Origin of the sequence: Streptomyces omiyaensis (genome assembly GCF_014650895.1) — a bacterium.
GTDB lineage: Bacteria > Actinomycetota > Actinomycetes > Streptomycetales > Streptomycetaceae > Streptomyces > Streptomyces omiyaensis.
Map to the genome: position 1 here is coordinate 1 of NZ_BMVV01000055.1, position 13,367 is coordinate 13,367.

At 76.0% G+C, this 13,367-nt stretch carries 11 protein-coding genes; 6 read left to right on the forward strand and 5 right to left on the reverse strand.

The features are described from left to right. A partial coding sequence (locus tag IE287_RS39255; protein WP_268255022.1) for an AfsR/SARP family transcriptional regulator occupies positions 1 to 578 on the reverse strand: 578 nt, incomplete at its 3' end. Between the two features lie 219 nt (positions 579 to 797). Between IE287_RS39255 and IE287_RS37400 the strand changes: the two genes are divergently transcribed. Beyond that, a complete protein-coding gene (locus IE287_RS37400) occupies positions 798 to 2,882 on the forward strand; it encodes a SpoIIE family protein phosphatase (RefSeq protein WP_189853886.1) in 2,085 nt (694 codons plus the stop codon). Positions 2,883 to 3,016: 134 nt separating this feature from the next. On the opposite strand, the gene IE287_RS37405 is transcribed toward IE287_RS37400, so the two are convergent. Then, the gene (locus IE287_RS37405) at positions 3,017 to 4,414 is read right to left on the reverse strand and encodes an NADP-dependent succinic semialdehyde dehydrogenase (RefSeq protein WP_189853887.1); all 1,398 of its coding nucleotides are present in this window, start codon (positions 4,412 to 4,414) and stop codon (positions 3,017 to 3,019) included. 98 nt (positions 4,415 to 4,512) lie between these two features. Beyond that, positions 4,513 to 5,172, reverse strand: coding sequence for a ThuA domain-containing protein (locus tag IE287_RS37410; RefSeq protein WP_229884000.1), 660 nt, complete (start codon positions 5,170 to 5,172; stop codon positions 4,513 to 4,515). A 160-nt stretch (positions 5,173 to 5,332) separates the two neighbouring features. Between IE287_RS37410 and IE287_RS37415 the strand changes: the two genes are divergently transcribed. Together IE287_RS37415 and IE287_RS37420 are read left to right on the forward strand one after the other, a co-directional pair. Next, entirely contained in the window at positions 5,333 to 6,217 is an 885-nt protein-coding gene (locus IE287_RS37415) for a DUF3626 domain-containing protein (RefSeq protein WP_189853889.1), read from the forward strand. A gap of 231 nt (positions 6,218 to 6,448) precedes the next feature. Then, positions 6,449 to 7,255 (forward strand): class II aldolase/adducin family protein, encoded by an 807-nt coding sequence (locus IE287_RS37420; RefSeq protein WP_189853890.1) that lies wholly within the window; start codon positions 6,449 to 6,451, stop codon positions 7,253 to 7,255. Here IE287_RS37420 and IE287_RS37425 read toward each other — a convergent pair. Further along, the gene (locus IE287_RS37425; protein ID WP_189853891.1) at positions 7,219 to 7,869 is read right to left on the reverse strand and encodes a TetR/AcrR family transcriptional regulator; all 651 of its coding nucleotides are present in this window, start codon (positions 7,867 to 7,869) and stop codon (positions 7,219 to 7,221) included. The two genes, IE287_RS37420 and IE287_RS37425, sit on opposite strands and share 37 nt — an antisense overlap. 127 nt (positions 7,870 to 7,996) lie before the next feature. On the opposite strand from IE287_RS37425, the gene IE287_RS37430 reads away from it, so the two are divergent. From IE287_RS37430 to IE287_RS37440, 3 genes are read left to right on the forward strand one after another with little or no spacing between them, the layout of a single operon-like run. Next, entirely contained in the window at positions 7,997 to 10,675 is a 2,679-nt protein-coding gene (locus tag IE287_RS37430) for an FHA domain-containing protein (RefSeq protein WP_189853892.1), read from the forward strand. Positions 10,676 to 10,696: 21 nt separating this feature from the next. Beyond that, a complete protein-coding gene (locus IE287_RS37435) occupies positions 10,697 to 11,584 on the forward strand; it encodes a hypothetical protein (protein WP_444545988.1) in 888 nt (295 codons plus the stop codon). Further along, on the forward strand, positions 11,584 to 12,582 hold the full coding sequence (locus IE287_RS37440) for a serine/threonine-protein kinase (protein ID WP_189853893.1): 999 nt from the start codon (positions 11,584 to 11,586) through the stop codon (positions 12,580 to 12,582). The genes IE287_RS37435 and IE287_RS37440 overlap by 1 nt, the downstream gene beginning before the upstream one ends. Before the next feature lie 167 nt (positions 12,583 to 12,749). On the opposite strand, the gene IE287_RS37445 is transcribed toward IE287_RS37440, so the two are convergent. Next, positions 12,750 to 13,097 carry a VOC family protein gene (locus tag IE287_RS37445; protein WP_189853894.1) on the reverse strand — a complete coding sequence of 116 codons (348 nt, stop codon included), beginning with the start codon at positions 13,095 to 13,097 and terminating at the stop codon, positions 12,750 to 12,752. Positions 13,098 to 13,367: the final 270 nt, after the last annotated feature.

Here is a 13,367-nt window from a genome sequence, read left to right on the forward strand (position 1 = left end):
GGCTCGTCGAGCGGCCGCCCGGCACAGAGCGCGGTCAGCTCCGGCAGGACCTCGGCGGCCCGGCCCAGCGCGAGCGCCGCCTCGAACCGGGCACGGCGGGCGTCGTCGTGCCGCTGTTCGAGGCGCAGGACGAGGGGGTCGCCGGCGCGGTCGGGGAGATCGGCGAGGGCCTCGCCGCGCCAGAGGCCCAGGGCCTCGTCGAGGAGGGCGGCGGCCCGGCCGGGGTCCCCGGCGGCGAGCGCGGCGGAGCCGTCGGCGGCGAGCGCCTCGAAGCGGAACAGGTCGACGTCCTCGCGGACGACGGCCAGCCGGTAGCCGCCCGGCACCGAGACGACCGCGCCGGATCCGAGGGTCCGGCGCAGCCGGGCGACCAGGGCCTGGAGCGCGGCCGCGGGGTCCTCCGGGCCCGCCGCGTCGGCCCAGACGAGGGCGGCGAGCGCCGCGGGCGTCACGCTGCGGCCGCCGGCGGCGGCGAGGGCGGTGAAGAGGGCGGCGAGACGTACGCCGCGCACGGGTCCCTCCGTGCCGTCGGCGTGGGGGGCGTGGCTGGGGCCGAGGACGCGGTGGGAGGGCTGCACCGCCCCATTCTGCCCCGCTCGCGGCGGGGCCCCTCACCGGAGGCCGCCGCCTCCTTCGGCGGAGCCCGCCGTCTCCTTCACGAGCGGACGGCGGTGGGTCCACGAGCGGACTGCGGTGGGTCCACGAGCGGACGGCGGCGCGTCCACGGGTGGGCGGCGGCGCGCCACGCCGTGTCACAGCCATGGCGTCCGGGAGGCGCGGGTTCGACAATGGGAGGGATGACCGATGACGATCCGCGTGCGCACGAGGGTGGGATCGGCCCCACCGAGTGGCTCGCCATGAACCGGACCGGCAGCTTCGACTGGGACCTCGACACGGGCACCATCGATGTCGACGCGTCCGGGCTGCTGGTCTTCGGCGTGTCGCCGGACGGGTTCGACGGGCGTCCGGCCGCGCTGGTGGCGCGGCTCGACCCGGCGGAGCGGATGCGTCTGGACCGGGTGGTGCGGACCGCGGTGACCGGCGGCCACGCCTCGTACAGCACCCATTTCCCGATCCCGCAGGACGACGGGACACCCCATTGGACGCATGTGCTCGCGCGGATCCTGCGGGACGGGGACGGGCGGGCGCACCGGATCGTGGGGGCGGTGCGGGACACCACCGCCGAGGTGTCGCACGCGGCCTTCGTGCAGCAGCTGGAGAAGCGCCGCGAGATGCAGACGAGCATCGTCGAGCGGACCACGCACGCGCTGTCGCGGGCGGTGACGGTGGACGACGTGACGGCGGCGCTGACGGGGGCGGGCGGGCTCGCGCGGCTCGGCGCGGACGGACTGGCGCTGGGGCTGGTGGAGAACGGTTCGCTGAACGTGATCGCGCTCAGCGGCGAGTCCCTGGACGTGCTCGACTCGCTGCGCACGCGGCGCCTGGACCGGGGGCTGCCCCTGGCGGAGGCGGTGCTGAGCGGCCGGCCGCGGTTCGTCTCCTCGTTCGCCTCGCTGGGCCGCGACTTCCCGGAGCTGGCTCCGTATCTGGGGCGGCTGCCGTTCCGGGCGGCCTGCTATCTGCCGCTGGTGGCACAGGCGCGTTCGCTGGGCGGGATGGCGCTCTTCTACCGGGGGCGGACCTCCTTCACGGCCGACGAGCGGAACCTGTCGCTCGGTCTCGCGGCGATCGTGGCCCAGTCGCTCCAGCGGGCGATCCTCTTCGACGAGGAGCGGGAGCTCGCGACCGGACTCCAGGAGACGATGCTGCCCCGCCGGATCCCGGAGATCTCCGGCGGGGAGATCGCGGTCCGGTACCACGCGGCGTGGAGCGGACGGCAGGTCGGCGGGGACTGGTACGACGTGATCGCGCTGCCCCGCGGCCGGGTCGGGGTCGTCGTCGGCGACGTGCAGGGCCACGACACCCACGCGGCGGCGATCATGGGCCAGCTGCGGATCGCGCTGCGGGCGTACGCGGGCGAGGGCCACGCCCCGTCCACGGTCCTCGCGCGGGCCTCGCGGTTCCTGGCCGAGCTGGACACCAACCGCTTCGCGACCTGCACCTACGCCCAGGTGGACCTGACGAGCGGCACGGTGCGGGCGGTGCGGGCCGGGCACCTGGGGCCGCTGATCCGGCACACCGACGGGCGGGTCGGCCGGCCGAAGCTGCGCGGCGGCCTGCCGCTGGGCCTCGCCACCGTGTTCGGCGAAGAGGAGTTCCCGGAGACGCGGCTCGACCTGGTGCCGGGCGAGACGCTGGTGCTGTGCACGGACGGGCTGGTGGAGCAGCCGGGCTCCGACATCGAGACGGGGCTCTCGGCCCTGTCGGAGGCGGTGAGCAGCGGTCCGCCGCAGGCGGAGGCGCTGGCCGACCACCTGTCGGAGCGGCTGTGGGAGCGGTGGGGGTCGGGGGACGACGTGGCGCTGCTGGTGCTGCGGCGGAGCCCGGACCCGGGCACCCCGCGGGCGCCGCGCATCCACCAGTACATCCACCAGGCCGACCCGCAGGGCCTGTCGGACGCGCGGGCGGCGGTGGGGCAGGCGCTGCGGGACTGGGGGATGCCGGAACTCTCCGACGACGCCGAGCTGTTGACGGGCGAGCTGCTGGTGAACGTGCTGCTGCACACGGAGGGCGGTGCGGTGCTCACCCTGGAGGTGCTGCCGGAGCCGGTGCGCCGGGTCCGGCTGTCGGTGCAGGACCGGTCGAGCGCCTGGCCGCGCCGGCGCACTCCGGGCGAGGCGGCGACCTCGGGGCGCGGGCTGCTCCTGATGGACGCGCTGGCCTCGCGCTGGGGAGTGGAGCCGCGCGGCGAGGGCAAGGCGGTGTGGTGCGAGATCGGGGCGGTGCGGGTGGGGGCCGACGCCGCGGGCCCGGGCGGCTGAGGACACGGCCGCGGCCCCGCCGGCGGCTGCCGGGTCCGTGAGGGGAGGAGCGGCGCCACCGCGCGGAGCGCGGGAGGGACGACGCGCTGCCGGACCCGGTGCGGTGACGGCGCCGGCCGGGCGGTCGCCTCGGGTCAGGCGCGCTGCCAGACGGTCGTGGCGTTGCAGAACTCCTTGATGCCGTGGCCGGACAGCTCTCGCCCGTAGCCCGAGCGCTTGATGCCGCCGAAGGGGAGCGCCGGGTGGGAGGCGGTCATGCCGTTGACGAAGACGCCGCCCGCCTGGAGGTCCCGGACGAAGAAGTCGACGTCCTCGTCCCGGCGGGTCCACACGTTGGAACTGAGTCCGAACGGCGAGTCGTTGGCGATGGCGACCGCCTCCTCCGCGTCCCCGACCCGGTAGACGGTGGCGACCGGTCCGAAGGTCTCCTCCTGGTGGATCCGCATGGCGGGGGTGATGCCGGTGAGGACGGTGGGGCGGTAGTACCAGCCGCGGGCGAGCTCCGGCTCCTCGGGGCGGTGGCCGCCGCAGAGCGCGGTGGCGCCGAGCCGGACGGCGTCGTCGACGAGCTCCTCCAGGTCGGCGCGGCCCCGCTCGGTGGCGAGGGGGCCGACGTCGGTGGCCTCGTCGAGGGGGTCGCCGACGGTGAGGGCGTTCATGGCGGCGGTGAAGCGCTCGGTGAAGTCCTCGTACACGTCCTCGTGGACGAGGAAGCGCTTGGCGGCGATGCAGGACTGGCCGTTGTTCTGCACGCGGGCGGTGACGGCGGTCTTGACGGCCCGGACGATGTCCGCGGAGGGCATCACGATGTACGGGTCGCTGCCGCCGAGCTCCAGGACGGTCTTCTTGACGACGTCGCCGGCGACGGAGGCGACGGCCCGCCCCGCCGGTTCGCTGCCGGTGAGGGTGGCGGCGGCCACCCGGGGGTCGCGGAGGACGCCCTCGACCTCGCCGGAGCCGATGAGGAGGGTCTGGAAGCAGCCGTCGGGGTAGCCGGCGCGGCGGAAGAGGTCGCCCAGGTAGAGCGCGGTCCTCGGCACGTTGGAGGCGTGCTTGAGGAGCCCGGTGTTGCCGGCCATCAGGGCGGGCGCGGCGAAGCGGATCACCTGCCAGAGGGGGAAGTTCCAGGGCATGACGGCGAGGACGGGGCCGAGCGGCCGGTAGTGGACGCGGGCCCGGTCGGCGCCGGAGTCCCGCACGTCGCTCTCGGCCGGGTGCTCGTCGGCGAGGAGCTCCTCGGCGTGCTTGGCGTACCAGCGCATGGCCTTGGCGCACTTGCCCGCCTCGGCCCGGGAGGCGGTGAGGGGCTTGCCCATCTCCTGGGTCATGGTGCGGGCGATGTCCTCGGTGTCCTCGTCGAGGAGGGTGGCGGCGGCGCGCAGCAGGCGGGCCCGCTCGGCGAAGGGCGTGGTGCGCCAGTGGCGGAACGCCTCGTGGGCGGCGGCGATCCGCCGCTCCACCTCGTCGGGTCCGTGCGCCTCGTAGGTGCGCAGCGTCTCGCCCGTGGCGGGGTTCACGGTGGCGATGGCCATGGCCTTCTCCTCCTGCGTCGGCCCCCACCGGAAACCTCCCGCTTCCGGCGCCCGGGCGCAAGGGGGGCGGGTGCGGTGGGGTGACGCACGCGCGCGGCTCAGCCGAGGAGCCAGGCCAGGGCGCCGTCGAGGTGGGCGCGGAAGGCGGGGTCGCGGTAGGCCTCCGGGGCGTGGCCGAGGGCGGTGAAGAGGAAGCGGCCCCGGTCGACGTCCCGGCACCAGGCGATCGGGTGGTCGTCGCCGAGCGTGCCGCCCTCGTACGCGGTCTCGTCGGCGCGCAGCAGGACGCGGACGCCCGCGGCGCGGGGGTGGGAGGTGTACTCGTACCACTCGTCCGTCCACTCCCAGCGGGGCGGCAGCGGGGCGCAGGCGGGGTGGGCGGCGTCCTCGACGAGGACGGCGCCGGGCTGGAGCGGGGGGTGGCCGGCGAAGCGGGTGCCGAGGAGTTCCCCGTAGAAGGGCCAGTCGGGTTCGGCGTTGGCCGCGGCGTGGACGGCGAGCAGGGCGCCGCCGCCCCGGAGGTACGCCTCCAGGGCGGTGCGGCCCTCGGGGGTGAGGACGGTGCCGGTGGTGGAGAGCAGGACGACGAGGGCGCGGCCCGCGAGGCCGTCGGCGGTGAAGGCGGCGGGGTCCTCGGTGGCCTCGGTGGCGAGCCCCCGGGCCGCGGCCAGTTCGGTGAGGGCGGCGGTGCCGTCGGGGAGGGAGGCGTGCCGGTACCCGGCGGTGCGGGTGTGGACGAGGACGTCGGCGGTGGGCACGCGGGGCTCCTGGGGTCGGCGGGCGCGGTGCGGGGAGCACGCTCGGGGGAGGGAACACGGGGGAGAGCACGGGGGAAAGCGCTTTCCCCCTCTCTCCGCCGTGACCGTAGCCAGCGAAATCACGATGCCGCAAGCCCGGGGCCTCCGGCACACTCCGCGCATGACTCCTCCTTCCCTGCACCCGCCCGCGCCGTCCTCCCCGCCCGCTCCCGCCCACGCCTCCGCCTCCGCTCCCCCGCTCCACGCGACGGCGCTGCGGGCCCTGGCCCACGTGGAGGCGCGCTCGGCCGGTGCGCCGCTGGACCCCGCCCTGCGCGTCACCCTCAACTTCCACCCGCACTTCCTGGACCGGCTCGCCGAGGAGGGCGTCTACCGCTCGCAGTTCGTGACCGGCACCGGCAACGGCGGGCTCACCGCCCGCCCCGGCGGCGACCGCTGGCGGTGGGAGAGCCGGATCTTCGGCGGCGCGTACGACGAGGCGCCGGCCCACGAGCGCCCGGTCTACGGCGCCCTCGACTTCCGCCGCCGCCCCTACGGCGCCGCGCCCCGCTTCGGCTCCGCCCATCTGCGGCTCACGCCGGAGGCCACCGCCCGGGCGAGCTTCTGCTACCCGGACAGCTTCCTGGAGCCCGAGGACTTCGGCGTGGCGTCCCGGATGGCCCTGGTCGCGCTCGCGGAGGCGGACGCGGGCGACCCGCTGGACGACTACGTCGAGGCGCAGGTGCACGGCCCGGTGGAGATCGCCCGGGACGTGGAGGCCCTGGTCCTGGACCCGAGCCACCGGGGCACCGCCGTCGAGGAGGCGGCCCGCCGGCTGCCCTGCCCCGTCGAGTGGCACGGCGGCTTCCGCCTCACGGTCGCCGAGCTCCGCCGCCACCCCGGCTTCCGCGGCCCCGAGTACGTCGAGCTCGGCGCCCGCATCGCCGGCACCGGCGAGCTGACCCCGAGGATCGTCCAGGACGCCGCCGCGTCGGGCGCCCACGACCCCCAGGACGTCAAGAGGGTCTGGCACTACCTGGCCCGCTTCGGAGCCCCGGCGTCCTGACGTCCTGCCGGCCTGCCGGTCTGCCGATCTGCCGGTCTGACGGCCTGCAGGCCTGCCGGGGGACCGCATCCACCCGTCCACCCGGCCACCCGGGACCCCGGCCACCCGGGACCCCGGGGCCCGCGGAGGTCTCCGGCCGGCCGCCGGAGGTCCGATCCATTGATGGATCGGATGCACCTCTGTATCTTTTCGGCTCGCCGCGCACCCTCCTCCGCATCCCCTGGAGTCGCCATGAGCACCGTGCCGCCCGCCCTCGCCGCCGCCGTGGGGCCGCTGCCCGAAGGCGTGGAGCTGCCGCTGCCGCCGACGTTCGCGACCGTGGAGGAGGAGCGCCGCCACCGCAAGGAGCAACTGGCCGCCGGCTTCCGGATCTTCGGGCGGTTCGGGTTCTCGGAGGGGGTCGCCGGACACATCACGGTGCGCGACCCCGGCGACCCGGACGCCTTCTGGGTCAACCCCTTCGGGATGGGATTCGGCCAGATCAAGGCCTCCGACCTGATCCTCGTCGACCACGGGGGACGGGTCCTGGAGGGGCGCCGCCCGGTGAACCGGGCGGCCTTCGTCATCCACTCGCGGGTGCACGCGGCACGGCCCGACGCGATCGCGGCGGCGCACTCGCACTCCCTGTACGGCAAGGCCTTCTCCAGCCTGGGGATCCCGCTGGACCCGATCACCCAGGACGCCTGCGCCTTCTTCGAGGACCACGGCGTCTACGACGACTACCGGGGCGTGGTCAACGAGACCGAGGAGGGCGAGCGGGTCGCCGAGGCGCTCGGCGACCACAAGGCGGTCATCCTCAAGAACCACGGCCTGCTGACGGTGGGCCACTCGGTCGCCGAGGCGGTCTGGTGGTTCGTCACCATGGAGCGGTCCTGCCAGGCGCAGCTCCTCGCCATGGCGGCCGGCACCCCGCAGCCGATCGACCGGGAGACCGCCCTGCTCACCCGGGGGCAGATCGGCGGCCATCTGGCCGGCTGGTTCCAGGCCCGGCCGCTGTGGGATCAGATCGAGGCGTCCGACCCGGACCTGTTCGGCTGATCCGGCCGCGCGGGCCGGGTCGAGACCTCCAGGAGCGGGGGCAGGAACTGCCGCTCCAGGTCACCCGGCGGCAGGGCCTCCGGTTCCACGTAGCTCTGCGCGAGTCCGCCCTCGCGCAGGGCGATCAGCAGCCGGGCGAACCGGTCGGCGTCCACGGTCAGTTCGCGGCCCGCCCGCCGCAGCACGAGGGTGAGGCCGCGGGCGATCTCGGCCCTCAGCCGCTCGTCGTGCCGGGCCAGCACCCAGGCCGCCTGCGGGTCGCGGATGGCGTGCAGGGTGAACTCGGTGGTCACCAGGTACCAGTCGCGCTCGTCCGGCTCGATGGCGGCGGCCAGCTCCGCGAGCCGCGTGAGCGTGTACTCGTCCGCCGTGAGCGCGTCGATCGACGCGGCGAGCCGCCGCACGGTCCGCTCGCTGTGCTCGTCGAAGAGGGCGAGGAAGAGCTCCTCCTTGCTGGCGAAGTTCGAGTAGTACGCGCCCCGCGTGTATCCGGCGCGCTCGCAGATCTGCTCGATCGTGGTGGCGTGGAACCCGTGCTCGGCGAAGGCCTCCAGCGCGGCCTTCAGGAGCGCCGCCCGGGTGCGCGGCCGCCGCCTCGTGACGCCCTTCGGCACGTCGGCCTCCTCCCGTCCGTCCGGCGCCGCTCCCCGCGGCGCAGGCGCCCACCCTACCCGCGCGCCGCGGTCGCTCCCCAGGCCCCGGCGCCGGGCGGCCCGGGGGTCCGGCGGATAGGATTCACGCATGGGAGAGCGGCCGATCGCGCCCGCCGCACCCGGCCTGGTCCTGCTCGTCGACGGCGTCACGACACGCATGGACCCGGGCCGCGTCTACCGCGTCGGGCGTGACCCCACCAGCGACATCGTGCTCTCGGACGCCCGGGCGTCCTGGCACCACGCGGTGCTCCGCGCCGCGGGCGGCCAGTGGACGCTCGCGGACGAGGACAGCACCAACGGCACCTACGCGGACGGCGTGCGGGTGCGGCTCCCCCGGGTCGTCGGCCCGGGCACGGTCGTCCGCTTCGGGCATCCGCAGGACGGGCCCCGGGCGGTCCTCACCACGCTCCCGGGCGCCCCTCGCGCGGACCCCGGCCCCGCCGCGGCCCCGCCGTCCCCCGCCCCGGACTCCACGGACCCGGCGCCCCCCGCGCGCTCCGCGGCTCCGCCCCCTGCCTCCGCCCCGCCCGGCGGCACGCCCCCGGCCGCCGTGTCGCCCGCCGGCGCGCCCGGCCGCCCGGCGGCCGACCGGAACCCCCCGCCCCCGCCGGCCTCCTCCCCGGCGCCCCCGCCCGCGGAGCCCGTACCCCGGGAAGCCGTGGGGCCCGCCCCCGCGGAAGGGGCGCGGGACGGCGTGCCCCGGCCGGCGGCGGTGTCACGGCCGGGGGCGACCGGGACGTTCCGGCGGCCGACGGCGGTGCGGCCGCTGCCGGAGCACACCGTGCGGATCGGACGGGCGCCGGACAACGACGTCGTCGTCGCCGATCTGGTCGTCTCCCGGCACCACGCCGAACTGCTCGCCCGGCCCGACGGCACCTATTGGATCCACGACCTCGGCAGTCACAACGGCACCTTCCTCAACGGGGGCCCCGTGGTCGAGCCGGTCCGGGTCACCGCGGACGACATCGTCGGCATCGGGCGGAGCGCCTTCTGCCTGTCGGGCGGGCAGCTCGTCGAGTTCACCGACACCGGCGAGATCTCCCTCGACGTGCAGGAACTCGCCGTCACCGTCGACCGGGGCCGCAAGACCCTCCTCGACGGCGTCTCCTTCCCGGTCGGCGAGAAGACGCTGCTCGCCGTCGTCGGCCCGTCCGGGGCCGGCAAGTCCACCCTGCTCGGGGCGCTCACCGGGCAGCGGCCCGCCGACCGGGGCACGGTCCTCTACGACGGCCGCGACCTCTACCGGGACTACGCCGAACTGCGCCAGCGCATCGGGCTCGTCCCGCAGGACGACATCCTGCACCTCCAGCTGACGGTCCGGCGCGCCCTCTCGTACGCCGCGGAGCTGCGCTTCCCCGGCGACACCGCGCCCGCCGAACGCCGCGCGCGGGTGGAGGAGGTGATCGGCGAGCTGGGGCTCGCCGAGCGGGCCGACCAGCCCATCCACAGCCTCTCGGGCGGCCAGCGCAAACGGGTCAGCGTCGCCCTGGAACTCCTGACGAAGCCGTCCCTGCTCTTCCTCGACGAGCCGACCTCCGGTCTCGACCCGGGCATGGACCGCTCGGTGATGCACATGCTGCGCGGGCTCGCCGACGACGGCCGCACGGTCGTCGTGGTCACCCACAGCGTGCTCAGCCTGGACGTCTGCGACCGCCTCCTGGTGCTCGCGCCCGGCGGCCGGGTCGCCTACTACGGGCCGCCCGGCGACACCCTGTCCTTCTTCGGCTTCGACCAGTGGCCGGAGGCCTTCGAGGCCTTCGAGACCGAGCGGGACCGGGACTGGGCCGGGCGGTACCGGGGCTCGCGCTTCCACCGGCGGTACATCGAGGACGCGACCCTCCGGCCGTACGCGCCGGCGGGCGGTGCTCCCGGGCCTTCCGGGGCCCCCGACGGGTCCGGGGCCGCTCCCGGCGGGGCGGGGGCCGCGCGGGCGCAGGCGCCGCCGCCGAAGCCGCAGGGCTGGGGCGGGCAGCTGCGGACCCTGGTGCGGCGCTACGCCGCCGCGCTCGCCGCCGACCGGACCTTCCTCGCCATCATGGTCGCCCTGCCGTTCGTGATGGGCGCCATGGCCCGTGCCCTCTCCGAGGGCAGCCTCAACCCCGAGTCCACCCTCAACGTGCTGCTGATCCTCTGCGTGGGCGGCGTCCTCACCGGCGCGGCCAACGCGGTCCGCGAGCTGGTGAAGGAGCGGTCGATCTACCGCCGGGAGAGAGCCGTCGGCCTGTCCCGGTCCGCCTACCTCGCCTCCAAGGTCGTCGTCCTCGGCACGGTGACCGTCGTCCAGGCGGTGGTGCTGACCCTGGTCGCCCTGATCGGGGTGCCGCTGAACGTGTCCGACGGCAAGGGCGTGCTGATGCCCCCGCTGATCGAGATCACCCTCGCGGTCGCCCTGCTCGCCTTCACCGCGATGATGCTCGGCCTGCTCGTGTCGGCGCTGGTCCGCAAGGAGGAGGTGACGATGCCGCTGCTCGTCCTCCTCGCGATCGTCCAGGTGGTCTTCTGCGGGGCGCTGCTGAGCGTGCGGGGCACCCCGGTCCTGGAGCAGCTGGCCTGGCTGGTGCCGTCGCGGTGGGCGTTCGCCGCGATGGGCGCGACCATCGACATCCAGTCGGTGGCGCCGAGCGAGAAGACCGCCGACCCCCTGATGGAGCACACGGCGGCGGCCTGGCTCTTCGACATGGGCATGCTGGTGGTGCTCTGTCTGGCGCTGGGAGTCGCCGTGGCCCGCCTGCTGCGCCGGCACGAACCCGTCGTCATGCGCCGCTGACCGTGAGGAGGAGGTGGGGCCGTGAGCCCTCCCGACCCCGTGCCGGGCCCCGGATCCGCAGGGTGGGACCCGGGGGCCTCTCCGCGGGACCCCGGATCCGATCCCGACTTCCGGCCCACCCACGTCGTGCCGCGCGGCGGGCTGCCCTCCTGGGAGGCGCCCGACCCGGACCGGCCGACGGTCCCGCTGGACGCCTTCCTGCCGGTGCGGCTCACGGAGCGGACCGGCGACTGGGGGCGGGTGCTGTGCTCGAACGGCTGGTCCGCGTGGGTGGACGCCCGGCTCCTGGTGTCCGTCCCGGACGATCCCCCGGCGGCGGGTCCGGCGCTCTCCCGGACGGCCGACCCCCGGCCGCTGATCGCCCGCGCGGAGGACGCGCTGGGCCGGTACCGGCGCGCGGTGGACGAGCTGGCGGCCGGGCGGGCGGACGGGGAGACCTTCCGGCGGCGCACCCGCGGGCTGCGGGTCGGGATGGTCGTCGACGGCGAGTCGGTGTGGCTGTACGACGCGGAGCACGAGCGCTGGGTGTACGGCGACGGGGCGGGCCTGACGACGTACGCGGCCTCGGCGGGCCCCTCCCGGACCTCGGAGCCGTCCCGGGCCGCGGAGCCCTCCGGGGCGGCGGGGGCCGGGCCGGAGGAGCCCGTACCGCCGGGAGCCGCGGCGCCCGAGGCCGTACCGCCCGGGGACGACGACGGTCCCGGGACGGAGCCGGTGCCCGGGGCGGAGTCCGGCCCGGGCCGTAAGCCGGAGCCGGTGGCCGGGGCGGAGCCCGTACCCGAGGCGCGGCCGGCGCCGGTCGGGTACCAGCCGACCCAGGTGGTGCCGCTGGTCGACCCGGCGGCGTCCGGGGGTCCGCCGCCCACCCGGGTCGTGCGCCGGCCGCCCGACGCGGAGGACGGGTCCTGATGGCGGGCGCGGGCGGGGACGGCGCGCGGGACTCCGGCCTCCCGGCGGGGCGGCCGTCCGGCCTGGTCGGCAGGGAGATCGCGGGGTACCGCGTGGAGGCCGAGATCGGGCGCGGCGGGATGGCCGTCGTCTACCGGGCGCGGGACCTGCGCCTGGACCGGACGGTGGCGCTGAAGCTGCTGGCGCCGGAGCTGGCCCGCAACGACACCTTCCGCAAGCGCTTCGCCCACGAGTCGCGGGTGGCGGCCTCGATCGACCACCCGCACATCGTGCCGGTCTTCGAGGCGGGCGAGACGGAGGGCGTCCTGTACATCGCCATGCGGTACGTGGCGGGCCAGGACCTGGTGGCGCTGCTGGCCCGGGAGGGGCCGCTGCCGCCGGCGGCGGCGGGCCGGATCGCGGCGCAGGTGGCGTCGGCGCTCGACGCGGCGCACGCGCACGACCTGGTGCACCGGGACGTGAAGCCGGGGAACATCCTGGTCGCGGAGGGCACCGACCGGGAGCACCCGGAGCACGTGTACCTGACCGACTTCGGCCTGACGAAGAAGTCGCTCTCGCTGACCGGGTTCACGACGGTGGGCGAGTTCGTGGGCACGCTGGACTACGTGGCCCCGGAGCAGATCTCGGGGAAGCCGGTGGACGGGCGCTGCGACGTCTACAGCCTGGCGTGCGTGGTCTTCGAGACGCTGTGCGGGGTGCCGCCGTTCCGCCGGGACACCGACTGGGCGGTGCTGTGGGCCCAGCAGTACGACCCCCCGCCTCCGCTGGCCGAGCACCGGCACGGGCTGCCGGAGGCCGCGGACGCGGTGTTCGCGCGGGCCCTGGCGAAGACGCCGGAGGAGCGGTACGGGACGTGCCTGGAGTTCGTCGCCGAGCTGCGGGCGGCACTGGCGCGCGTGCCGGGCGGCCCGGGGGCGGCGAGCGGGACGGGGCACCGTGAGCCCGGTCCGCCGCCGGAACCTCCGGGCTGGGCGCGGCCGGTGTTCCGGCGCCTCTAGCGGTCCTCGACCCGCGGCCCCAGGGGCCTCAGGAGGGGTGCGGAGTCCGGGGCCCGGCGGCCTCCGGGGCCCCCCGCGCGGCGGCTGTTCGCCGGTGCCGTGAGAGCCCCTGCCCGCCGCGCCGGGGTCGGTCCCTCCGCCCCGCGTCCCCCTTCCGCCCGGGGGCGTCAGCGGTGGCCCAGCACGTTGACCACCCGGCCGTCGGGGTCACGGACGAAGAACCGCCGCACCCCCCACTCCTCGTCCTGGAGGGGATGGACGATCTCCGCGCCGCTCTCCCGCACGGCCGCGTAGGCCGCGTCCACGTCGTCCACCTCGACGCTCAGATCGGGGGCGACCGGCGCGGTCCTGTCCTCGGTCATGAAGCCGATCTGCGCCGTCGGGCTGGACGGGGAGGCGAGCGTCATGATCCATCCGTGGTTCATGACCTCCACGAATCCGAGCAGGCCGTAGAACTCCCGGTTCTCCTCCGGAGCCTCCGACCGCACATGGGGCACGACACGGCGAACGGCCATCGACAGACTCCCGGGTGAGGGGGGAACGGTGTTGCGGGCTTCCCCAGGAGTACTACGCCGCCACGGCCGCCGCACGCTCTTTCGCCGAACCGCCGGCTCGGCCGCCCCCTAGTGATCTGAGTCAGAGATTCGTCGGCAGTAGGCGACGAATCTCTGACTCAGATCACTAGAGCCTGTCTGACAATTGGCGTCGGATCAGGCCGGGTCGTCCGGTGCGTGCGATCGGCGTGCGGCCGGGGCGCCCGCGTAGCGGAGCTACTTGGGCGTTCC

What these genes read in the sequence shown, in the direction of transcription:
- IE287_RS37405 (WP_189853887.1), bottom strand. Translation starts at nt 4,414, where the DNA reads ATGGCCATCGCCACCGTGAACCCCGCCACGGGCGAGACGCTGCGCACC.
- IE287_RS37415 (WP_189853889.1), top strand. Translation starts at nt 5,333, where the DNA reads ATGACTCCTCCTTCCCTGCACCCGCCCGCGCCGTCCTCCCCGCCCGCT.
- IE287_RS37445 (WP_189853894.1), bottom strand. Translation starts at nt 13,097, where the DNA reads ATGGCCGTTCGCCGTGTCGTGCCCCATGTGCGGTCGGAGGCTCCGGAG.
- IE287_RS37400 (WP_189853886.1), top strand. Translation starts at nt 798, where the DNA reads ATGACCGATGACGATCCGCGTGCGCACGAGGGTGGGATCGGCCCCACC.
- IE287_RS37430 (WP_189853892.1), top strand. Translation starts at nt 7,997, where the DNA reads ATGGGAGAGCGGCCGATCGCGCCCGCCGCACCCGGCCTGGTCCTGCTC.
- IE287_RS37440 (WP_189853893.1), top strand. Translation starts at nt 11,584, where the DNA reads ATGGCGGGCGCGGGCGGGGACGGCGCGCGGGACTCCGGCCTCCCGGCG.
- IE287_RS37420 (WP_189853890.1), top strand. Translation starts at nt 6,449, where the DNA reads ATGAGCACCGTGCCGCCCGCCCTCGCCGCCGCCGTGGGGCCGCTGCCC.